Genomic DNA, 22,196 nt, shown 5'->3' with positions numbered 1-22,196 from the left:
TATTACGATATTACGATATTACGATATTACGATATTACGATATTACGATATTACGATATTACGATATTACGATATTATTGATCATAAAGACCATAAAAAACTCCGCAGAGTATATTCTACGGAGTTTTCTATTTTAGTATTTCTCGTATTAAAAATGCAATAACTCCTCCAGAGCCGTTCTTACTTTTTCAGCATTTGGCAACAATGTTGCTTCCAGCGTTGAGTTCAACGGTATTGCAGGTGTATCAACCGACCCGACAATTGCGACCGGCGCATCCAATGCTTTGAAATTGTCTCGTTGAATTCTTCCGGCCAATCCAAGCGTAAATGATGCTTCGATCGATTCTTCTGTTACCAACAATACTTTTCCATGTTTTTTTGCCGTTTCGTTGATCAGGTCAAAATCCAGTGGGTGGAGCGTTCGTAAATCTACGATTTCTACTTTATCCTTGAATGTAGCACATGCTTCCAGCGTCCAGTAAACACCACGTCCGTATGTGATTACAACACATGATTCTCCTTTCTTCACAGCAGTTTCATCTGCATGTTGCACAATGCGTCCCTTTCCAATCGGTATAATGTATTCTTCATCCGGCTCGATAGACATTGCTCCTTCGGTGCCTTTAATTTTTGACCAGTAGAGTCCTTTGTGTTCTAAAATGACAACAGGATTGGGGTCATAGAAAGCAGCTTTCATTAAACCTTTCAAATCTGCTCCTGTTGACGGATAAACGGTTTTAACACCGCGGATATTTGTCAGAACAGATTCCACACTTGAAGAGTGGTAAGGTCCACCGGAACCATATGCTCCGATCGGAACCCGGATAATGCAGCTTACAGGCCATTTACCGTTTGAAAGGTAATAAGAACGGGAAACTTCTGTGAATAATTGGTTCAATCCCGGCCAGATGTAGTCGGCAAACTGAACCTCTACAATGGGTTTTAAGCCTACGGCTGACATCCCAACAGTAGAACCTATGATAAATGCCTCCTGGATGGGGGTGTTGAAAACACGTTCGTCACCGAATTGCTGAGCCAATGTTGCCGCTTCTCGGAATACTCCGCCTAAACGTCCGCCGACATCTTGTCCATACAAAAGAGATTCAGGATGTTTGGACATGATTTCCCGTACGGCAAACAAGGCAGCGTCAACCATAACGGTTTTTTTCTTTCCTTTCGGTTCGCGTTCCCCTTTTTCCTCTGTTACAGGTGACGGAGCAAATATAAAATCAGTTACAGATTCAGGAGTCGGATCTTCCGCATTCAGTGCACGGTCATAATCAGCATCCACTAATTGCCGCACCTTATCTTCCATCTCATCCAGCACGTCTTCACCTACGCCCATTGACATAAGTTTGGCAACCAATTTAGGATATGGATCGCGTTTTGCTGCTTCTTCCAGGTCATCACGGTACCATTCTTTTCTAACACCTGATGTGTGGTGACCAAGTAGTGGAACTTTCGCATGAATAATAAACGGACGACGTTCTTTTCTCACCAGGTCAAAAACTTCTTTTACTGTCTGATATGACAGATCGAAATCCGAACCGTCAATGGTGCGAACTTCCAGGCCGTTAAAGCCTTGTGCATATTGTGTAATATCCTGCGCGCGCGTTTCAGCGGCATTTGCAGAAATATCCCAACCATTGTCCTGAACCAGGAAAACAATCGGGTATTGTTTCAATGCGGCCATCTGGAATGCTTCCGAGACTTCACCTTCTGTACAAGATGCGTCACCCAGTGAGCAAACTACCACGGGTTTGTTATCTCCGAAATTTTCTGCCAGACCTTGTTGTTCTTTGTATTGAATTCCCATCGCTACACCGGTTGTGGGAATGGCCTGCATTCCCGTAGCGGAAGATTGATGAGGTATTTTAGGCATATTATCACGTTTTAGAGAAGGATGCGAATAATAAGTTCTTCCCCCCGAAAACGGATCATCTTTTTTGGCAAATACCTGTAACATTAACTCATAAGGAGTCATACCTATTCCAAGTAAAATGCTGTCGTCGCGATAGTAAGGAGCTACCCAATCCTGAGGCAACAACTGCATTCCAACGGCTAATTGAATTGCCTCATGTCCCCGGGAAGTAGCGTGTACGTACTTAGCAGTAACCTCTTTGTTTGCCTCGTATTTTTCGGCCAATGTTTTTGCGGTAGCCATTAATTCGAATGCTTTCAACAAGGTTTCCTTTTCTGTTGTACTCTTAGAATTTTGTTTCTTAACGGTCGCTTCTGCCATTCTTTTTTAATTTTCTCCCCAAATATACAACATCGGCAGGAAATAAAATCTATAAAACGAACGAGTGAGGGATTATTTCACAACTTTTATTACCCTGTTGTTTCCTTCGCCGGATGTAATGCGGACAAAATACATTCCTCCGGACCACTCACGTGTATTGATGATAGCTGTGGAAGATGCATCAATTGTAAATGTATGTGCAGCCGTTTTTCCGTTTAGATCAGTTACTTCAATTGTAACCGCTTGATTGATTTCATTGGAAAGGTGAAGGACATCTTCAAATGGATTCGGGAATGCGTAGACTCCCGTTCCTGAAAGGACATCAACGGATAAACCACTGATTACAATCGTTTGGGTCGTTGTTTCACTGCAACCATTGTCATCTGTCGCTGTTAGTGTCACAGTGTATGCTCCGTTTTGGGTATAGATATGTTCCGGCTGATTGTCTGCACTTGTGCTTCCGTCTCCGAAATCCCAGTTGTAACTGGTTGAGTGGACGGAATTATTGATGAATAATACGCTGGACAGATCTGTAATCTGGTAACTGAAGTCTGCGACAATCTCAGGTAATTGGATAATGTGAAACCACACGGTGTCACCTGAGCATCCTGCTGCGTTCAATTCAACCACAGCAATATCAAATTCGCCATCAGCAGTAAATACCATGGATAAAGAGTCCGACTGATTATTGATCGGCAAGGAAGAAGAATAGGCAAACAACGTCCATGAGTACTGACTGGTTTCATTTCCGGTTACTTTCATATCGGCCGTTTCCCCGGTGCAGAGTATGAAGGTATCCTGTGTCAGGAGTACAGGTGTCAATTCCGGTTGCTGAATAACGTGAAACCACAGCGTATCGCTGGAACAATATACTTCGTTGAACTCAACAACAGCAATGTCGTACGTTCCGGCATCAGTGAACAAATGATGCAGTGAATCAGTAGTGTTTCCCAGTCCGGTATAGGTTGAACCGGACAAATAAGACCATTCAAAATAACTGTCGGAATTACCGCTTACATGTAAGTTTATTGAATCACCATAACAGACAATGAGGGTGTCTTGCGTGATTTTGACAGGATGAGATTTGGTCATCAACACCAGGAAATCGGTTGTTCTGGGCAGTAATGTGTCGTACCAGAATGAATTAGGCGAATTTCCGCTGAATGTTCCGTTGTCACTTCCGTCCAGCATATGCCTTCCGGGTGCATCGGACGTGTAAAACTCGTTGTAGATACCCAGGTTGTCCATGCGTTCGCGTATGGGAGCGCTCCCGTAGACATAGGGAAGTGTGAATAGTCCGAATGGCTGACCGTATATGTATGGTACTGTGGGATCATCTGTTCCGTGCATTTGCATAATCGGAATGTCACCGGGAACAATGTTCAGTGTGTCCTGAATGGCTCCCCAGTAATTTAATACAGCTCTGATCTTTGATGTATGTGAGAAACTGTTACCGGAACAATCCAGGCATCCGAGGTTATTGACCGTTCCTCCTCCATATGTACTTGCAGGGCGTTCACTTTCCTGATCCATATATGCAACGTGTAGTGCCATAAACCCACCTGCTGACATTCCGCCGAAATAAATATAATTGGTGTCAATGCCATACAGTGCAGCATTCTCCTTGAAGTAGCGGACAGCTGCCTTCCCATCCTGGATTCCCCGGTAAACAGCACGTTCGGCACTTTGTCCGTCAAGTGGATTAAACCCTTTCCGGTAGTCGAGTGAAGCGGTTACATATCCTTTCCGTGCAAAAGAATCACAGATGGCAATCATATTATCCACCCCCCTGGATCCATTCAGGAAACCGCCTGCATGTGCAAAAATGATCAACGGACGATTTGTAACGACATCACCTGTGGGTTGATAGACATCCAACTTCAATGCTTCATTCCAGTAAGGCCATACCCATTGAGGGGCAGAACCATACTCAACGTCGTTTTGTATCGTCACCTGGTTGAAAATGGCATGGCGGTATCGATCCGATGTATATTGTTGCTGCGCAAACAAATTTACAGCCACAATTATAGAAGTCAGCGTAAAATAAATTTTCATCCGAAATAATTTCTTTGAGTAGAGTAATTGTTCCTGCAATATACAAAAAACAAGCTATGTTAAGAAATTATTAAGGCTGTATTCCTGCAAAATAAGGAAGACAGGTCACAATGTTTGCTTTGTTTTACAGCGTTCAATAGAAAGCATTGCTCTGTCCATGGTGTCTTTTACAAGCGTTGTTTTGGCGCATTGGGTATAGTAGTCAATTGCTTTCTGAAAATCTCCCTGCAATTCGGTCATAATACCAAATTCGTTGTACATCAGCGACTTGTCGACTCCCGGAGTTTTGAGTCCTTGTTCCAGCACACTGGTCAGTATGTCAAATTTTCCGAGGTTGGAAAGTAATACGCTGTAGTTGGAATAGATTGCCGGGTAATTCGGAGCCGTCTGCAGTGCTTTCTGGTAGAAATTTTCGGCTTTTTCATAGTTCTGAAATTTGGTCTCATTTAACCATCCCAGGTGATTGTATGCCTTTCCGAAAGTAGGATCTTCAACCAGGATTTCTTCCAGTTTTCTAACTGCCTCTTCGTAATACCCGTCTCTGATATCCAGATCTGCCAGGTTAAACAATTCTTCAAGACGTAAATTGTGATGCATATCGTTATCCAATTAATGATTGAACTACAATTTTAAGAAAAAAGATTTTTTTCGGTGCTAAAATCTTATTTCCGAAGTACGATTAATGTATCTCTTCCGATAGCCGTCTTTTTCAGAGATTGATGGGGTGGGAGTTCGGGAGCTGTTAATCCTTCCCGAAAGTTTTCTGTTCCGATCAATATACGTGCTTCATCCCACAGGTTCGCTGCAATGAAGGATTCCAACACTGTTTTTCCTCCTTCAATGATGACGGATTGAATGTTTTTTTCAAATAATGCCGGGAGAATCGTTTCAGGAATGATTTTTTCCAGCCGGATCCATTCAATTGTATCTTTTCTCCCTGATTTTTGAAGGTTGAAAACAAGCGTAGGTGCTTCTTTTGAGAAGATGGCAGCGTTTTCAGGAACCTCCAGGTTGCTGTCCAAAAGTATCCGAACGGGGTTCTTTCCCGTTGCTTCCCGCGCAGTTAAACGGGGATTGTCATTGATCGCTGTTTGTTTCCCGACGAGAATGGCTGCTTCTTCCGTTCTCCATTGATGTACCAGTTGCTTTGTTTCAGGCTGTGTAATCCAGTTAATTCCGACGGCATCAGGTGTTCGTTTTTGATCCATGAACCCATCCGGAGTCTGTGCCCATTTGAGGATAATGTACGGACGTTTTTGTTCGTGAAAAGTAAAAAATCGTTTGTTCAATTCGCGGCATTCCTGTTCAAGAACACCTGTCGTTACTTCTATTCCCGCAGTTCGAATGCGTTGGATTCCTTTGCCTGAAACTTCTGAAAAGGTATCGATGCATCCGACAACAACACGTTTGAATCGGTGATGAACAATCAAATCCGAACAGGGAGGTGTTTTTCCGAAATGCGCGCATGGTTCCAGAGAAACATATATGGTGGATTCCGGTAACAGTGATTGATCTTTAACGGAATTGACGGCATTTACCTCGGCATGCGCTTCTCCATACTGTTTATGAAAGCCTTCTCCGATAATAACACCATCGTGAACAATGACCGCACCTACCATCGGGTTGGGTGCGGTATTTCCTTTTCCTTTCAGTGCCAGGTCAATACAACGTTGTATGTAGAATGCGTCGTTCACCGGATCAAATTTAAGTGAGGGTGTTTAACCAGCTCATTGTATCAATACCATCTGCGTAATCAGACAGACCGGGAGATTGAGCTTTTCCGAAAGGAGTATATTCTTTTCCGACAACTACTTGTAACGCTTCTTCATGTTGTTTCAGGTAGCTGCGGATATCGTCGTCATTTTTGTAAAAATGGTAGTGAACCATTGCCAGGGGAGAGTGGAGGTCTTCCGTTTCGCGGAGCAACACAAAATTGTTGTCCAGCAACGGCAATTGATTCATCAGGTATACGGCTTTGTTGTAATCGTAATTGTTGCCGTATTTGAAATGATTGATAACATCACTGTGCGGGAAAATTCCCTGGAAAAAATGTGTGAAGTCATACCCTTCCGGGAGCAATAAATGGGAAACATTGCGGCAACCCAATCCAAAATACGAAAAGATGTCAGTTCCCAGTTCCGTTAATTCCGCTTCACTTTCACTCCCGTTCAAAATAGCAACGGAAGTTCGGTTTTTCCGGAAAATATGCGGGTATTTTCCGAAATATTGCTCAAAATATAGATGAGAGTTATTGCTTCCGGTTGCAATGACAGCATCGATCTCCCCGATTTTTCCTTCGGAAAGAACAATGCGCTCTTTTAAGCCCGGCAGGAAGTGGTACAATGCCTTCACCAGGGCGGGTAATAGTGTTTTATCGTCAGAGCTCATTTTGCAGACAGCTGTATTTCCGGATAATACAACGCAAAGCAGGTCGTGAAAACCAACAAGGGGAATGTTTCCGGCCATGATGATTCCTACGCGTTTCGGACGTTCGTTCCAACTGTATGGAGCTAACCAGTTTTCCAGTTGACCTTTTTCCAACCATCCTCCAAGTGCCAGGAGTGATTGCCGGACCGAATCTTTGGTAAACCACCCGTTGAATTGAACTTGTTTGTTGACGGTACGTTGTAGTTCCAGGTATTCCGATTCTGTAATACCCAAACTGATCCCGGGGAATTCATTTCCATTCCCCAACTCTTTCATAATTGTTCCCAACTGCGAAAACGCGTTGATTGCCTGTTCTCTGTTCACGATACAAAAATAGGATTTTTAATGCATACCCGGAAGCAGATTCCCGCGGTTAAAAATTCCATTTCAAACTCCGGTTATCGAGGAAGCTGAACGAAATTTTCCAATCGACACGTGCTTTGGATTGATTTCCGTCTGAAAAGGCGCAATAAACACCAAGCCTCAATCTTCGTTTTGACAATTTAAAAATACGTTCTAAACCGACTAATACTTCGTAGTGTTGCCAGTTATGTTCCGGGACAACTAAAATTCCGGCTCCCCCCACTAATCCGATCCGTGTTTTTTTCATGAACGGGATTTTATTCAGGATGGCTCCGTTGTCATGGTGGATGAGGTGACCTGCAAAATAAAGGTTTTTGGTCGGAAGACTGGTATCCAGTCCCTGGAATGAATTCAACGGGTCTGAAAACCAGATGGGATCACTCCTTCTGAAATACTTGTAATCGGCGTCGTATAATTTCCTTGAACTCAGAAATTTCCCGGAATTGACGTGGTAGCTGGTTGTCCCCAATAGTCCCAGTTTAAAGGTTTGTTCAGCACCAAATCGTACATATTCATGATCGACGTCACTACCGAACAGTTTCGGAATTCCCCGTTCGTAATAGGCGTAAAAGGTCGGCCATTTGGACCCTAATAACACTTTCCGGTTGGGTTCGCGCATGTATTTTTGTCCTGGAGTATACGAAATACGGATGGTTCCGATGGAAGCCTGGTATGGTTCAAATGATTTTGCTACATTGTTGGGAAGAATGCTGTCCAGTTGGTTCAGGAATTTGTAGTGATCAATACTTCTGCGCTCGGCAAACGAGTAGGACGTGTAAAAGTAAAAGCCATTAAACAGTTCGTAGTCGTGGATGAGGGTAAGGGCTGTTTTTTCAAAGAAATTTTCCCGTTTATAGACCTCGGTGATTGCATCGTTCCAGGTGACGGTACCGAAATCGTGCTCAAATTCAGCGGCTACTGTTCCGAAGTGAAACGGATCATAGCGGAATCGCCACCACGAGTTTCCTTTCAAATCGGCGTTTAAAAAACCCATTGATAGTTCGGAATAGGAGTCCAGCGTACGTTCATCGTCCCATTTCTTGAAGTAGAAAAAATTGGGTGCCACCCGCGGTCCTGCAATATAAATCGGACGGGCCATTGAAGCAAGTGAACTCAGTGTCCACTGGTGTTTTTTATCCCGATTCCGGTGATCGATACCATACCAGAGGACTTTCCAAACGGTGATCCGGTTAAATTCTTTATCAATGGAATCGAGGTACTCTGCCCGGTTTTGATAATCGCGAATGCTGTCCTGCACAATAATGTAGCGCAATTCATCCAGTGATAATTCCGATTTTCGTTTGTCCGACCAATACATGCTATCCCTCTCATAGGCTTCTTTTTCCGTAACTGAAAGTTCATTTTTGAAATGTTTCTTCTCAAAGGCAATGTCAAAATTGTAATCGTAAAAAGAAGCGTGATTTTCCAGGTGAGTGGTTTGTTTGTTATATGTGACACCATATTTCAACTCCTGATTGGTCAATACACACAAGCTATCTCCCGGGTGGTCAAATTCCTGTGTGATGGTAAAATAATCATAGATGATCAGGTTTCCCTTGTTCATCGTAAACTCCAGTTTTTGCACAAGCCAGAGGGAGTCGATGACCCAAATATATCCATCCAGGGTTGTTGTCGCTGTATTGCGTGGGGTAATCTTTATTTTATGAATTTTTCGCCCGTTTTCTTCGTATTGTTCGACGAGCCGGTATTTATAACTAAGAATTCCGGGGCCGGAAATGGGAGAACTGACCGGAGTTTGGTGTAAATCATCCAGGTGAAGCAGGTTCTGAAAGAAATTGAAGTTGGACTTTACCGTTGTGGTATAGTACATGTTTGTTGATTTTCCTCTGAGGTCGTAGGCGTTTCGAATTTCTTTTACTTTGTTGTATGGTTCGAAATGTCGGGTTAACTGAATTTCAAGGAAGTTCATGCTATTCGCAAATTCCTGGTCGGCTTTTCGTTTTTCAGCGAAAGGGTCTTCGATGTCCGGGGTAGTGGTCGTCTCACTGTTGTTTTTCTTTTTGGAAGTTTTCCCGGAAGGTTCCTGTTTGTCGATCCGTTCCACAGACTTGATATAGACTTCGCATGAATGCGGGTATTTCCAGGGATTGATAGAGTCTCTTTTTTCTACAACTTTCAAGATGATGTCACGTCCCGGATTGGTTTTTTTCGCGATGATTTCCACTTCTTCAAAATCACCCATTTTGAGTGGAATCAGCATGGCATTTCTACTTTGTTCAGCATCTGCCATCCCGATATAAATTTCACGGTCTTCGTACCCGACTGCCTGGAAGATCAGGAAATATTCGCCAGGAAGCAGAAACATTTCATAATAACCCATGTCATTGCAAACGGTACGCATAGTTGCATCGTTTTTGACAAAAATTTTTGCTCCGGGAATGGGAATGTCGCGTTCGTCAGTAACTATTCCGCTTAATTTTCGCTGCGCAGATACACCTCCCGCGTATAGTAGCAGTGCAACAACAAGCAGAATCGTTTGTTTTAGCATGAATAAAACAACGCTATCAGAGTGATGATATTATTTTTTTTTGCTTTTTTCTTGTTCCTCCAAAAATTTCATGTGCTTTTCCACACGCCGTGACATGTAGCGCCGCATCAGGAAAGCCAGGAAAGCGACAAGTGCAAAGACATACATAAATCCCCAGCGGTTGAATCCTTCTGCCAGGCTTTTATAGGTAATAAACACAACTAAAACGACCGTAATGACAAGCCACATATAGATCATGAATTTATTGTATATCTTCATTTTTTTAATTTTTTGTAAAGATAACGCTTTTCGTTGAAAACGATTGTAAAAATCGGGCTCTCCCTATTTATGCCTGATTTTACCGTAGGAGATAGAAATTAAATTTCCCGGAATGCAGATAGAACTACTTGTTGTGACGGGAAGAATAATTTTGGGACAAAAATAACTATGCATGCATAAAATTTGTATCTTCGTAAAAAATCACGTTTATGAGCAAGCAGACGTTATGTGATATCCTTGGGATTGATTTTCCGTTAATTGTTGCACCGATGTTCCTGGTGTCAAATACCAAAATGATTATTGCAGCAACTAAAGCCAGTTGTACCGGAGCAATTCCTGCGTTGAATTTCAGAACTACGGAAGAGCTCAGAACGGCGATCCGATACATCAAATCGCAGACAGATAAACCGTTTGGAATTAATTTGATTGTGAATAAATCGAATATTTACTACAAGAAACAATTGGAGATCATTTGCGAAGAGAAAGTTGCATTTGTGATTACTTCCTTAGGTTCTCCGGAAGAAACAATTGTAAAATGTCACGAACACGGTGTCAAAGTATTTTGCGATGTAACGGATTTAAAATACGCACAAAAAGTAGATCGTCTGGGGTGTGATGCGATCATTGCGGTCAACAAAGAAGCTGGTGGTCATGCAGGAACAAAATCGTACAGGGAATTGCTTCCGTTGCTGGTTGAGAATTGTACTGCACCCGTCATTTCAGCGGGAGGAGTTTCTACCGGGAAGGAGATACGTCAAATGATGGAACTTGGTGCTGCCGGTGTTTCGATGGGGAGCATTTTTATTGCAACAGATGAGTCGGATGTGACCAGGGAGTACAAACAGGCATGTATTGATTACGGAGCCAGTGACATCATCATGACAACAAAATTATCAGGAACTCCATGTACGGTGATAAACACGCCGTATGTACAATCCATCGGGACGAATCAAAACTGGCTGGAAAAGTTATTGAACAAAAATAAAAAGCTGAAAAAGTGGGTCAAGGCATTTGTGTTTTCCAGGGGTATGAAAAAGCTGGAGCAATCTGCTTTTGGAGCGACCTATAAAACGGTCTGGTGTGCCGGGCCATCGATTGAAAGTGTTAAGGAAATTCGCTCAATACAGGCAATTATTAGTGATTTGAGGGCGGAATATGCTTCCTGAGTTGCTTTATTGTCATATCGCGATATCGTAATATTGCGATATGACAGTTAAACCAAAAAGAAAAGGTTCAAAAAGTAAATCACACCGATTCCGATCAATACGTCCATCGTAAAATCACCTCCTACCGTTCTTCTTCTCAACGTATAAAACGCGCTGAATCCGGATACGATAAACAGAAAGGGAAAATACCACATGGGAGGGTTCAGTAAACACCCAAGTGAGATAAGAGATGGAACCAGCCACTCTATTTTCAGCATATGTTTTTCCCGGTCGTAGCTTAGCAGTAAGAAAAACAGCGCTAATAACATCCATTTTACGATACTCAATACATCAAATACAATACTGTCATACAGTTGATATTGCTGCTGTTGATTCAGGAAAATTTCCCATAAAAACGGGTGAATAATAAGTCCTGTCAAGGAAAAAGTAAACAGCGACAGGTGTGCTCTGTTGAGGTATTTCAGATGTTGGACAAAAACAGTGGTAACCAGGATGAAGATGACCAATTCCGTATACGTAACTGGTAGCACAAACGTGCCAAACTGAAATAAATTAAACAGACCAAACAGTACGTATGAGAGTACAATAACGGCAACTGATTTTCCCGAAGGTGACATTTATTTTTTGGAAAGGGCTTCGTGGATATAATCGAATGTGGATAAGATAACCGGCTCTCCGTCTACCACAGCAACATCGTGTTCAAAATGAGCACTAGGCTTTCCGTCAGCAGTAACAATGGTCCATTTGTCGTCCAGCATTTCAACGCGTTCCGTTCCGACATTGATCATTGGTTCGATGGCAATTGTCAGCCCGTTTTGTATTTTCTTACCTCTTCCTCTTCGTCCGTAGTTTGGAACTTGTGGATCTTCATGCATTTTACGTCCCAAACCGTGTCCGACCAGGTCACGAACAACGCCATATCCATGTTTTTCGGCGTGTGTCTGAATCGCCCATCCGATATCTTCTATCCTGTTTCCCGCTCTTGCCTGGTCGATTCCCAGGTACAGGCATTCTTCCGTTACTTTCAATAACTGACGTGCTTCTTCTGAAATGTCACCAATTGCAAATGTATAGGCATGATCACCGTAAAAACCTTTATAAATTGCTCCACAGTCTACAGAAACAATATCTCCGTCCTGGATTTTTCGTTCTGTCGGCAAACCGTGAACAACTTGTTCATTGATGGAGATCAACAGTGTGCTGGGACATCCGTACAATCCTTTGAACCCCGGGATTGCATTTTGAGAAAGGATGTATTCCTCTGCGAGTCGGTCCAATTCACTACACGTGATTCCCGGTTCAATTACTTCAGCAATTTTTCCCAGTGTCCGGCTCACAATCTGAGCAGCTTCACGCATGATCGCAATTTCTTCCGCGGTTTTATAGATAATCATAGTACGATGTAAAAATTTCATTCAGGTTGCAAAGATACAAAAAAGAGGTTGTCTTTTCAGGGACAACCTCTTGAATTTATTTATGTGATGCAGCAGGTTATTTCACTCCGTGCATCATTTTAACTAATAGCTTGCTCAATAGAAACAAAATGATTGCCGATCCTCCAGCAAGATAAACGAATAACCAAAAAAACGATTTCAAGTCTGTAATTTTAATTCCAATAAATGACTTCTCTTTGTTTACTGCCTTTTTTGCAAATTCGATTTTCTTTGCTTGAATAATCTTTGCATTGGCTTCAATCGCTTTCTTATCATTTTTATTTTTTACTTCAGGAAGTAGCCGTTCAAACTTAATATCTGAAAATTTCACTTCAACAGGTTTCCCTTTATCATCTACAACTTTTACCGTATCAGCTAAAGTAGCAGTTTTTACTTCATCCGCTATCAAATAACAAGTATGTGTTGATGTTGTATATTCTTTTTCCAAAGCCCTTACTTCCGCCCCTTGCAAAACCGGATCGGGGTAGAATGAGCTTAAAAAACCTGCAAAATTATTCGCTGCGGCAGTACTCAGGAACCAAACACCCATTAACAATGATGCAAATCTTACGGGCGCCAATTTATTTACCATTGAAAGTCCAATTGGGGATAAAAATAGCTCACCAATGGTATGAATGAAATACAAGCCTGTCAACCAAATGATACTTACTTTTACTCCAGGTTCAACTCCATCAACTCCAATTGCGATGAAAACATATCCCAATGCCAGAAACAATAATCCGAATGCTTGTTTGTATGGTGACGCCGGCTCCATGTTTTTCTTCGCCAATTTTGTCCACATGATTGAAATAAGCGGAGCCAATATAACAATGAATACAGCATTAAAGCTGTTAAACCAACTCGCAGGCATTGAGAATCCTAAAATATCTCTGTTTGTTTGTTCAGCAGCGAAGAAAGTTAAAGATGCACCAGCTTGTTCAAATGCAGCCCAAAAGAAAATTACGAAGAATGCAACAATGTAGATTACCCAAATACGTTGTTTCTCTACTTTATTCAATGATTTATCAGTTATGATAATCAACGGAATACTAATGGAAATAGCAAAGATAGCTGCTGAAATATAGTTATTTACCTTATCGATCATCGTTTCATCATCTGCCATAAAGACGAAAAATCTCAATAGTACCAACAGAATCATACCAACCAAAACACCTATATAAATATTATTCTTTGATTTCTTGGTGGTCGGAACTTCTCCCGTTTGATCAGTTGAAAGCCTTTTTACATTTGGAACGACTCCAATTGGATCACCTTCCGGCGTAATCAACACTTTGTTTTTTCGCATTTCAAAAGTAATTACCGAAATAACCATTCCGATACATGCACACAAGAACCCCCATTTAAATGCTCCCGGAATTGCTTCTCCTGTCGAATCATATCGTTCTCCAAGGAATCCACAAATTAATGGTGCAATGAAAGCCCCCAGATTAATCCCCATATAGAAGATTGTATACGCTGCATCTTTTCTCTTATCTGTTTCAGAGTATAATTGACCAACCAGTGTAGAGATGTTCGGTTTGAAAAAACCATTTCCAAAAATCAGGCAAGTCAAACCAACAATCATTAAAATCAGGGCTAAACTCTTATTTGCATAGAAGGATGCTGACAAAAACATAAAAAATTGACCAATTGCCATCATAATTCCTCCAACAAAAATGGATTTTCTGTTCCCCCAAATATTGTCAGCAAAATACCCACCGATAATTGGTGTCAAATAGACTAAACTAGTGTAAGATCCATATATACCTGATGCTGTTTCTTTATCAAACATCAACGCTTTGATCAGGAATAAAGTAAAGATAGCGCGCATTCCATAATAAGAGAAACGCTCCCACATTTCAGTGGTAAACAATAGATACAGTCCTTTGGGATGCCCTTGTTTTATTTGTATTTCGTTATTCATTTTAACATTTATTTAGATATGCGAATATAGGAAAAATTGAAACGAATCAACCTGTTTCAATTTTTTAGTACAGAATGATTTACTTCACTCCGTGCATTAATCTTTTGATCAACGGATTCAGTAAAATCACGAAAAGTGCCGCAAAAAGCGCAATTCCGGTGAATAAGAAGAAGAAATAACTCAGGGAGTGTTCCTTCTGAATTTCTTCTACCTGACCTCCCAATGTTGCTGCCAGTTTTTGAGCAATCGCAATGGCCAGGTACCAGATTCCGTACATGAATGCCATCATGCGCGCGGGAACCAGTTTGCTGATGTAGGAAAGTCCTACCGGCGAGATGAATAATTCACCGACGGTGTGAAAGAAGTAGATGGCAACCAGCCAGAACAACGATAATTTAGCTGTTGTGGACATTCCCATACTACCCAAACCGATTACTAAGAAACCGATGGCTACGAAAATCAATCCATATCCATATTTCATTGCTGCAGGAGGATTGAATTTTGAATCCCATATTTTTGAAATCAGTGATGCCAGCATGATAATAAAGAGTGCATTGATGGTTGAAAACCACGTGGTAGGAATTTCTACCTGTCCTTTCAACTCTTGTGAAATCGTTGCTTGAGTGATCAGATTTCTATTCTCCTTGTGCTCCGAATAATCATGTGCCAGTTTGCTTTTTTGCTCAGCTGTCAGCAATGCAACTTTACCTCCTGATTCAGGGTGAATAAAAACAGTTTGTCCAACCTTAAACTCTTGTTTGGAACCGACAGTTGAAGTGATGTCAAGTACTTTGTAGTCGGTCTGCATCGAGTCCAGCAACCCGATCGGTTCCGTTTTAAAAAGTAAATTACCATCTTTATCTGTTCGTTGCAGATTTGTTTTCTTATCTATATCAGGAACTTCTACTGCTTTATAAGTGGCTTTGTATGCATTGGTTGTCCAATCAGTTCTCAACATGACAATTGCTGCCGCCCAGATCAATGCGAAACAAATCAATAACGTAATATTGGACGCGGAAATAACTTTGAATGTTTGTTTTGCCAATCGCACCAGCACCCAACTAATAAATAACAACGGAACAATAGTCAGTAAGCTATTGGCAATGTTGAATGCAAATGCCGCGTTTCCTTCCATTACTCTGTTTGTGTAATCACGGGCAACAATCATAAGGGAACTGGCACCTTGCTCGAAGCACATAAAGAAGAAGACCAGCGCACAGGCAAGGATGATGATACTAAACATGCGATCCCGAACCACTTTTCCATACCGGTTGATGCGTGTCACGATCAGGTACAGGAACGTGATCAGTGTCAGAATAACAATAATGTATTGTCCCCTGATGGTATTTCCTTCGCCGTATGTGATATCCATGAATTTGAACAAGTCGTATTCAGGCATGTGCTTGGAAATAGGGTCATTAAAAGCAAATAGTAATCCAAAAATGGAGACAAGAATAATGATGACAATGTCTTTAAATCGAAACGGATTGCGAATTTTTTCATCCGGGTGGTTGAATACTTCTTTTTCCTCGTCTTCCGGTGTCTGCTTTTTCAGGTCTCCGATTGTTTTAAACAACGGTTTAGATAACCAGAATTGAATGGTTCCCAGTAACATGAAGATTCCCGCTAAACCAAAACCCCAGTGCCATCCGAAACGTTCTGCGAAATACCCACACAATAACATCCCGAAAAATGCTCCGGCGTTTACTCCCATATAGAAAATGGTGTATCCGCCGTCCTTTTTTTCCGGAAAGTCTTTGTACATTTCTCCTAAAATGGAAGGCATATTGGGTTTGAAAAATCCTGTACCGATTACCAGGCAGGCTAAACCTATAAAGAAGGTGACGTTACTTTCAATTGCCATTGACGCGTGCCCGATGGTCATAATGATGGCCCCGATGATCACGGATTTCCAGGATCCTAAATATTTGTCCGCTAAAATTCCCCCGAATACAGGAGTGATGTACAAGAGCATTACATAGGTTCCGTAAAGAGCTGTCGCTGATTTTATATCCCAACCTAATCCCGGGTTTGTACCGATTATTGATGCTGATAAATACAATACGAGTAACACCCTCATTCCGTAAAATGAAAAACGCTCCCACATTTCTGTGAAGAATAATACGAATAAACCGCTTGGATGTCCTAATACTTTAGATTGAAAAAAATCGGGGTTATTTTGTGAACTCATTCTTTCGTTTTTAATAGCTAATTATGATTACTTTGTTGCCGAAAATACTTATTTTTTAGAAATATCAGCATTTTTGCATTAATTCGTTGTTAACAAATGTTTACAAATTGTCACACACATTCTTCGGTCCGAGCGGATTTTGAAATCCTGCAGGGAGTGATTGATTCGACTCCTTCAACCTTTCATTCCATAGGGATTCACCCATGGGGAGCAGGTGAATGTGCTGTTGATGAGTTGATTGAACGGGTGAGTCGATCGGTGAATGATAAAACACTGGCGATTGGTGAATGCGGATTGGACGGATTAAAAGGCCCTGGTTTTATGACCCAGATTCCGGTGTTTGAAAAACAAATTGAATTGTCGGAAACGATAGCCCTTCCCTTGATTATTCATTGTGTGAAAAGCTGGAATGAATTGCTGCTTATAAGAAAAAAACACCGGCCACGGCAACCGTGGATTTTTCATGGTTTTGCAAAAGCCGGTATTATAAACCAGGTCGTACAATCAGGAATGATGGTCAGTCTGGGGGCTGGAATTCTATATCACCCGAAGCGGGAAGAGATTGTTAAAGCGATTCCTAACGAACGTTTGTTGCTGGAAACAGATGATGTACAGGTTGAAATAAAGCAAGTGTATGAAAGTGTAGCTGAGTTAAAACAAATATCTTTGCAACAATTAAACGAATTGATAACGACAAATTTTAAACAGACATTTACAAAGTGGCGAATTGGTTAGAACGGACAGAGTTACTGATGGGGAAGGAGCCCATCGAACGACTGAAAAAAGCACATGTACTGATCGTAGGATTAGGTGGAATCGGTTCTTTTGCAGGTGAATTTATTGCACGTGCAGGAGTCGGAAAAATGACAATTATTGACGGTGATGTGTTTGACCCGACCAACAAAAACAGGCAGTTGACAGCGTTGGATTCGACAATTGGCAGAAACAAAGCGGTTGTGCTGGCAGAACGGATCAAAGATATTAACCCGGACATTGAGCTGAATGTAGTACAGGAGTTTGTGCTTCCGGAACGGGTATGGCAATTGCTGGAAGAATACAAACCGGATTATGTGATGGATTGTATCGATTCGGTGACCCCAAAACTGGAATGGATCACTGCATGTCTGCGGCTGAAAATCCGGATTATTTCTCACCTGGGAGCAGGAGGGAAGATGGATCCTGCGGCGGTAAAAGTTGCACGTTTAACCGGAACATACAATTGTAAACTGGCAGCGCACCTCAAAAAACGATTGAAAAGACAAGGAGTGGATTTCCGTCGTGTGAGAGCGGTGTTTTCAAGTGAGTTACAACGCAAAGATTCACTCAAAATGACAGACGGTAGTAACTATAAGAAGTCATTTTACGGGACAGCTTCCTATATTCCCGGGCTATTCGGATTGATGGGCGCAGCGGAAGTGATTCGTTACTTGTCCAAAGAAGATTGATTGAAAAATCGTAAGGGAATAAACACAAACAGGGCGGGAAAATTTTCCCGCCCTGTTTGTTGGTAGATGTATGTTACAACGACCAATATTCTATCTGTTTGATTTTTCCTTTGAAAATTCCTTTTACATCTACAAAAATTCCCTGATCATCTTTCAATAAAGCTCTGAAATCTGCTTCAGTCAGTGCCGTGTATTCTTTGTGATTGACCGCAACAATAATTGCATCGTAATCATTGGTAGGTGTGGAAACCAGTCCGACACCGTATTCATGTTGCATTTCGTCCGAAGACGCGTGTGGATCAACCAGGTCGACTTTTACCTGGAATGATTTTAACTCATTCACCACATCAATTACTTTTGAATTGCGGATATCACTTACATCTTCTTTGAATGTTGCTCCCATCACCAATACCTTGGCATCCTGAATGTGTTTTCCCTTTGCCAGGATTTTTTTTACAGTTTGCTTTCCGATATAGAATCCCATGGAGTCATTCACATAACGCCCGCTGGTAATTACTTTGGAATGATAACCGGCCTGCTGTGCTTTGTGTGTCAGGTAATACGGATCCACGCCGATACAGTGTCCACCAACTAATCCCGGAGTGAATTTCAGAAAGTTCCATTTCGTTCCGGCAGCTTCCAATACGTCAAACGTGTTGATTCCAAGACGGTTGAAGATGATCGATAATTCGTTGATCAATGCAATATTGACATCGCGTTGCGTATTTTCAATAATTTTTGCTGCTTCTGCGACTTTAATGGTCGGCGCACGGTGAACACCTGCTGCAACAACCAGTTCGTATGTTTTCGCAATCTGATCCAGTGATTCATCATCACATCCTGAGACAACTTTTACGACATTCTGCAGGGTATGCTGTTTGTCTCCGGGATTGATACGCTCAGGAGAATAACCGACTTTAAAGTCTGTGTGGAATTTTAAGCCCGACTGTTCTTCCAAAATCGGAATGCAATCTTCTTCTGTACAACCTGGATAAACTGTTGATTCAAACACCACATAGTCGCCTTTTTTCAATACTTGTCCGACTGTTCGGGATGCGCCCAAAAGCGGTTTCAAATCGGGGAGGTTCGAATCGTCAATTGGTGTCGGAACCGCAACGATGAAAAATTCCACGTCTTTCAAATCGTTGAGATCAGCTGTAAATGTAATGTCGCTGTTTGCAAAATCTTCTTTTACCAGCTCATTACTCGGATCGATTCCTTGTTTCATCAGGTCGACACGCCCCTGATTGATATCAAAACCAACAACTTTTATCTTTTTTGCAAACTCAAGGGCAATGGGTAATCCAACATATCCCAATCCGATAACGGCGAGTTTACTTTCTTTTGCGACTAATTTATCGTAGATTGCTTTCATTTCTAACATCGTAAATTCGTTCAATAATTTCTACAACTTTCAACCCTTCCAATGCATTGGTCGTTGCAGAATTTCTTCCTTTTAGTGTATCGATCACATTTTGAATCACATAATTGTGATTGGCAGCAGATCCTTTGTACTGACCGTAGTCATTTCCCGGGTTGGTAGGGGCCAGTTCCGGCATTTCATATCCGTTGATGTTGCAGATTTCCACTTCGTTCATGTACTGTCCGCCAATTTTTACGCTTCCGTTACTTCCGATAATAGTGATGGAACTTTCCAGGTTTTGCATCGCGACAGACGTTGAATAATTGATGCATCCCATTCCTCCGTTGATGAAATCGAAATTCACAATTCCCGAATCTTCAAAGTCGGTTGTATCTTTGTGTGTAAAATCGGCAAATTTTCCCTGGATGTTCTTAATGTCGCCAAACAACCAGTACATGATATCAATGAAGTGAGAGAATTGCGTAAACAAAGTCCCTCCGTCCAGGTCTTGTTTTCCTTTCCATCCTCCCGGCTTGTAATAACGTTCATCACGATTCCAGTAGCAATTCAGCTGAACAATGAAAATGTCACCCAGAATTTTTTGCTCGATCAGGTCTTTGATCCATGCGGAAGGAGGTGAATAACGGTTCTGCATGACACAGAACACTTGTTTTGAAACTTGCAGCGATTTAAAGATCACTTCCTCACATTCTTTCTTCGAAAGTGCCATCGGTTTTTCGCACACAACGTGCCGCTTTGCATCCAGAATCTGTAAACTTTGTGACGCGTGAAATCCATTCGGTGTACAAACATTGGCTACGTCAAATTCAATCCCTGAATTTAGCAATTCTTCAATGGTTGTGAAAAAGGGAACATCAAAATCCTGCGCTCCACATTCTTCCTGTGAACGGATGTCCACCATGGCAACCAATTCTGCTTCTTCTTCTCTTTTGATCATTTCGGCATGACGTTTTCCAATGTGCCCGGCACCGATTACTGCAAATTTTATCTTTGACATTTTTTTAAGTATCAATTCTTTAATGATCAATTATTCATTATCAAGTGTGCATGTTGTTATATCATTTGATAATGAATAATTGATCATTAACTATTCATAATTCATTCATCATAATTTCTTCACTACACCTTCTTGCAATTCGTATACTTCATTGCTTTCCTGGCAAACTGCCTTTCCGTTTGTGTCAAACTCCAGCCGATGCCCGAATTCACTCATCCATCCGATCTGACGAGCAGGATTTCCCACAACTAATGCAAAATCAGGAACATTCTTTGTTACAACGGCCCCTGCTCCGATAAATGCATACCGGCCGATGTCGTGACCGCAAACAATGGTTGCGTTGGCACCAATACTTGCTCCTTTTTTTACAGTCGTCTTTGCATACTGATCTTTCCGGTTAACAGCACTTCTGGGATTGATTACATTCGTGAAAACCATAGAAGGTCCGAGGAATACATCGTCTTCGCAGATAACACCTGTGTAGATGGAAACGTTGTTTTGAATTTTGACATTATTCCCCAAAATTACTCCCGGTGAAACCACCACATTTTGTCCAATGTTGCAACGTTCACCTATCGTACAATTAGGCATTATGTGGGAGAAGTGCCAGATTTTGGTTCCTTCTCCGATGGTACAGCCCGCATCAATAATTGCGGTTTCGTGTGCGAAATAGTTCATTTTTTTATAGCTAAAAATGAAAAAAGTAAGATTGGATTTTACTGTTCAACCAACTTGATTCATCTCTTTATTTTTTTTACTGTTCAAATAATTTATAAATCCGGATTATTGCTTACTTATTCGATCTTTCAACGAATAATATACTTATCAAAATTGTAGTGATCCACTTCGTTCAGCTCTTGTTTTGAAAGGCTTTTAAAGTAATCATATGTTATTTTCAATCCTTCGCTTCTGGAAACTTTCGGTTCCCAACCAAGAATTTCACGTGCTTTTGTAATGTCCGGACGACGTTGTTTAGGATCGTCGACAGGTAAGTCTTTGTAGATAACTTTCTGATTGGTTCCTGTCAATTTGATAATCTCTTCCGCAAAATCCGCAATGGTGATTTCATCCGGGTTTCCGATATTCACCGGGTATACATAATCGGAATGCAACAACCGGTAAATGCCTTCTACCAAATCGTCGACGTAACAAAATGAGCGTGTCTGAGAACCATCTCCGAAAACGGTCAGGTCTTCTCCGCGCAACGCTTGTCCGATAAATGCCGGCAATACACGTCCGTCATTCAGTCGCATGCGGGGGCCATACGTGTTAAAAATACGAACAATGCGGGTTTCCACGCCATGAAATGTATGGTAGGCCATTGTCATTGCTTCCTGAAAACGTTTTGCTTCGTCATACACACCACGCGGCCCAACCGGGTTGACATTCCCCCAGTATTCTTCCGTTTGCGGATGCACATTCGGGTCTCCGTATACTTCAGAAGTAGATGCAATGAGCACTCGGGCATTCTTCGCTTTTGCGAGCCCCAGGCAATTGTGAATACCCAATGAACCGACTTTTAAGGTTTGAATTGGAATTTTCAAATAATCAATCGGGCTTGCAGGTGATGCAAAATGGAGAATGTAGTCCAGATTTCCCGGAACGTGAATGAATTTGGAAACATCGTGGTTGTAAAATTCAAAATTTTCCAGGTGAAACAGGTGCTCAATGTTTTTCAATCTCCCGGTGATCAGGTTATCCATTGCAATGACGTGATATCCTTCTTTGATAAAACGGTCGCATAAATGAGAACCTAAAAAACCGGCTGCTCCGGTGATTAAAATTCGTTTTCTTTCAGACAT

Annotated in this window: 18 protein-coding genes; 3 read left to right on the top strand and 15 right to left on the bottom strand. The window is 41.6% G+C overall.

Going from position 1 to position 22,196, the window contains the following annotated elements; all coding sequences use genetic code 11:
• Positions 1–148: 148 nt before the first annotated feature.
• From H9Y05_RS10805 to H9Y05_RS10775, 7 genes are all read right to left on the bottom strand, one after another.
• Positions 149–2,242 (bottom strand): alpha-ketoacid dehydrogenase subunit alpha/beta, encoded by a 2,094-nt coding sequence (locus H9Y05_RS10805; RefSeq protein ID WP_163492524.1) that lies wholly within the window; start codon positions 2,240–2,242, stop codon positions 149–151.
• A 72-nt stretch (positions 2,243–2,314) separates the two neighbouring features.
• The gene (locus H9Y05_RS16550; RefSeq protein WP_216714292.1) at positions 2,315–4,297 is read right to left on the bottom strand and encodes a PKD domain-containing protein; all 1,983 of its coding nucleotides are present in this window, start codon (positions 4,295–4,297) and stop codon (positions 2,315–2,317) included.
• Between the two features lie 105 nt (positions 4,298–4,402).
• The gene (locus tag H9Y05_RS10795; RefSeq protein WP_163492522.1) at positions 4,403–4,894 is read right to left on the bottom strand and encodes a tetratricopeptide repeat protein; all 492 of its coding nucleotides are present in this window, start codon (positions 4,892–4,894) and stop codon (positions 4,403–4,405) included.
• 65 nt (positions 4,895–4,959) lie between these two features.
• Positions 4,960–5,991: a bifunctional diaminohydroxyphosphoribosylaminopyrimidine deaminase/5-amino-6-(5-phosphoribosylamino)uracil reductase RibD gene (ribD, locus tag H9Y05_RS10790; protein ID WP_163492521.1), complete on the bottom strand. Its 1,032-nt coding sequence runs from the start codon at positions 5,989–5,991 to the stop codon at positions 4,960–4,962.
• A gap of 10 nt (positions 5,992–6,001) precedes the next feature.
• On the bottom strand, positions 6,002–7,048 hold the full coding sequence (locus H9Y05_RS10785) for an acyl-CoA reductase (RefSeq protein WP_317170301.1): 1,047 nt from the start codon (positions 7,046–7,048) through the stop codon (positions 6,002–6,004).
• Positions 7,049–7,097: 49 nt separating this feature from the next.
• Positions 7,098–9,596: a DUF5686 family protein gene (locus H9Y05_RS10780; RefSeq protein ID WP_216714291.1), complete on the bottom strand. Its 2,499-nt coding sequence runs from the start codon at positions 9,594–9,596 to the stop codon at positions 7,098–7,100.
• A gap of 30 nt (positions 9,597–9,626) precedes the next feature.
• Positions 9,627–9,854, bottom strand: a complete 228-nt coding sequence (locus tag H9Y05_RS10775; protein WP_163492519.1) for a hypothetical protein — start codon at positions 9,852–9,854, stop codon at positions 9,627–9,629.
• Between the two features lie 209 nt (positions 9,855–10,063).
• On the opposite strand from H9Y05_RS10775, the gene H9Y05_RS10770 reads away from it, so the two are divergent.
• Complete coding sequence (locus tag H9Y05_RS10770; protein WP_216714290.1) at positions 10,064–11,020, top strand: NAD(P)H-dependent flavin oxidoreductase; 957 nt, start codon at positions 10,064–10,066, stop codon at positions 11,018–11,020.
• Between the two features lie 47 nt (positions 11,021–11,067).
• Here H9Y05_RS10770 and H9Y05_RS10765 read toward each other — a convergent pair whose 3' ends face one another.
• From H9Y05_RS10765 to H9Y05_RS10750, 4 genes are all read right to left on the bottom strand, one after another.
• The gene (locus H9Y05_RS10765; RefSeq protein ID WP_216714289.1) at positions 11,068–11,637 is read right to left on the bottom strand and encodes a hypothetical protein; all 570 of its coding nucleotides are present in this window, start codon (positions 11,635–11,637) and stop codon (positions 11,068–11,070) included.
• Positions 11,638–12,414, bottom strand: a complete 777-nt coding sequence (gene map / locus H9Y05_RS10760) for a type I methionyl aminopeptidase (protein ID WP_216714288.1) — start codon at positions 12,412–12,414, stop codon at positions 11,638–11,640.
• 97 nt (positions 12,415–12,511) lie between these two features.
• Positions 12,512–14,377: a peptide MFS transporter gene (locus tag H9Y05_RS10755; RefSeq protein ID WP_216714287.1), complete on the bottom strand. Its 1,866-nt coding sequence runs from the start codon at positions 14,375–14,377 to the stop codon at positions 12,512–12,514.
• Between the two features lie 79 nt (positions 14,378–14,456).
• On the bottom strand, positions 14,457–16,568 hold the full coding sequence (locus tag H9Y05_RS10750; RefSeq protein ID WP_216714286.1) for a peptide MFS transporter: 2,112 nt from the start codon (positions 16,566–16,568) through the stop codon (positions 14,457–14,459).
• 96 nt (positions 16,569–16,664) lie between these two features.
• Between H9Y05_RS10750 and H9Y05_RS10745 the strand changes: the two genes are divergently transcribed.
• Positions 16,665–17,303 carry a TatD family hydrolase gene (locus H9Y05_RS10745; protein ID WP_216714285.1) on the top strand — a complete coding sequence of 213 codons (639 nt, stop codon included), beginning with the start codon at positions 16,665–16,667 and terminating at the stop codon, positions 17,301–17,303.
• Between the two features lie 17 nt (positions 17,304–17,320).
• Complete coding sequence (locus H9Y05_RS10740; protein ID WP_163492586.1) at positions 17,321–18,013, top strand: tRNA threonylcarbamoyladenosine dehydratase; 693 nt, start codon at positions 17,321–17,323, stop codon at positions 18,011–18,013.
• 73 nt (positions 18,014–18,086) lie between these two features.
• On the opposite strand, the gene H9Y05_RS10735 is transcribed toward H9Y05_RS10740, so the two are convergent.
• The 4 genes from H9Y05_RS10735 to H9Y05_RS10720 all read right to left on the bottom strand — a co-directional run bounded on the left by H9Y05_RS10735 (position 18,087) and on the right by H9Y05_RS10720 (position 22,196).
• Positions 18,087–19,397, bottom strand: a complete 1,311-nt coding sequence (locus H9Y05_RS10735) for a nucleotide sugar dehydrogenase (protein ID WP_235992181.1) — start codon at positions 19,395–19,397, stop codon at positions 18,087–18,089.
• Positions 19,369–20,394: a Gfo/Idh/MocA family protein gene (locus H9Y05_RS10730; protein WP_163492512.1), complete on the bottom strand. Its 1,026-nt coding sequence runs from the start codon at positions 20,392–20,394 to the stop codon at positions 19,369–19,371. The genes H9Y05_RS10735 and H9Y05_RS10730 overlap by 29 nt, the downstream gene beginning before the upstream one ends.
• Before the next feature lie 108 nt (positions 20,395–20,502).
• Positions 20,503–21,072 carry an acyltransferase gene (locus H9Y05_RS10725; protein ID WP_163492511.1) on the bottom strand — a complete coding sequence of 190 codons (570 nt, stop codon included), beginning with the start codon at positions 21,070–21,072 and terminating at the stop codon, positions 20,503–20,505.
• Positions 21,073–21,200: 128 nt separating this feature from the next.
• Positions 21,201–22,196 carry a UDP-glucuronic acid decarboxylase family protein gene (locus H9Y05_RS10720; RefSeq protein WP_163492510.1) on the bottom strand — a complete coding sequence of 332 codons (996 nt, stop codon included), beginning with the start codon at positions 22,194–22,196 and terminating at the stop codon, positions 21,201–21,203.

Origin of the sequence: Taishania pollutisoli (genome assembly GCF_014518315.1) — a bacterium.
Taxonomy (GTDB): domain Bacteria; phylum Bacteroidota; class Bacteroidia; order Flavobacteriales_D; family Crocinitomicaceae; genus Taishania; species Taishania pollutisoli.
The sequence above is the reverse complement of the archived record's forward strand: the minus strand, read 5'-3'. Positions and strand labels throughout refer to the sequence as shown.

What these genes read in the sequence shown, in the direction of transcription:
- H9Y05_RS10740 (WP_163492586.1), top strand. Translation starts at nt 17,321, where the DNA reads ATGGGGAAGGAGCCCATCGAACGACTGAAAAAAGCACATGTACTGATC.
- H9Y05_RS10780 (WP_216714291.1), bottom strand. Translation starts at nt 9,596, where the DNA reads ATGCTAAAACAAACGATTCTGCTTGTTGTTGCACTGCTACTATACGCG.
- H9Y05_RS10770 (WP_216714290.1), top strand. Translation starts at nt 10,064, where the DNA reads ATGAGCAAGCAGACGTTATGTGATATCCTTGGGATTGATTTTCCGTTA.
- H9Y05_RS10750 (WP_216714286.1), bottom strand. Translation starts at nt 16,568, where the DNA reads ATGAGTTCACAAAATAACCCCGATTTTTTTCAATCTAAAGTATTAGGA.
- H9Y05_RS10805 (WP_163492524.1), bottom strand. Translation starts at nt 2,242, where the DNA reads ATGGCAGAAGCGACCGTTAAGAAACAAAATTCTAAGAGTACAACAGAA.
- H9Y05_RS10745 (WP_216714285.1), top strand. Translation starts at nt 16,665, where the DNA reads ATGTTTACAAATTGTCACACACATTCTTCGGTCCGAGCGGATTTTGAA.
- H9Y05_RS10765 (WP_216714289.1), bottom strand. Translation starts at nt 11,637, where the DNA reads ATGTCACCTTCGGGAAAATCAGTTGCCGTTATTGTACTCTCATACGTA.
- H9Y05_RS16550 (WP_216714292.1), bottom strand. Translation starts at nt 4,297, where the DNA reads ATGAAAATTTATTTTACGCTGACTTCTATAATTGTGGCTGTAAATTTG.
- H9Y05_RS10730 (WP_163492512.1), bottom strand. Translation starts at nt 20,394, where the DNA reads ATGTCAAAGATAAAATTTGCAGTAATCGGTGCCGGGCACATTGGAAAA.
- H9Y05_RS10725 (WP_163492511.1), bottom strand. Translation starts at nt 21,072, where the DNA reads ATGAACTATTTCGCACACGAAACCGCAATTATTGATGCGGGCTGTACC.
- map (WP_216714288.1), bottom strand. Translation starts at nt 12,414, where the DNA reads ATGATTATCTATAAAACCGCGGAAGAAATTGCGATCATGCGTGAAGCT.
- H9Y05_RS10720 (WP_163492510.1), bottom strand. Translation starts at nt 22,196, where the DNA reads ATGTCTGAAAGAAAACGAATTTTAATCACCGGAGCAGCCGGTTTTTTA.
- H9Y05_RS10795 (WP_163492522.1), bottom strand. Translation starts at nt 4,894, where the DNA reads ATGCATCACAATTTACGTCTTGAAGAATTGTTTAACCTGGCAGATCTG.
- H9Y05_RS10755 (WP_216714287.1), bottom strand. Translation starts at nt 14,377, where the DNA reads ATGAATAACGAAATACAAATAAAACAAGGGCATCCCAAAGGACTGTAT.
- H9Y05_RS10775 (WP_163492519.1), bottom strand. Translation starts at nt 9,854, where the DNA reads ATGAAGATATACAATAAATTCATGATCTATATGTGGCTTGTCATTACG.
- H9Y05_RS10735 (WP_235992181.1), bottom strand. Translation starts at nt 19,397, where the DNA reads ATGTTAGAAATGAAAGCAATCTACGATAAATTAGTCGCAAAAGAAAGT.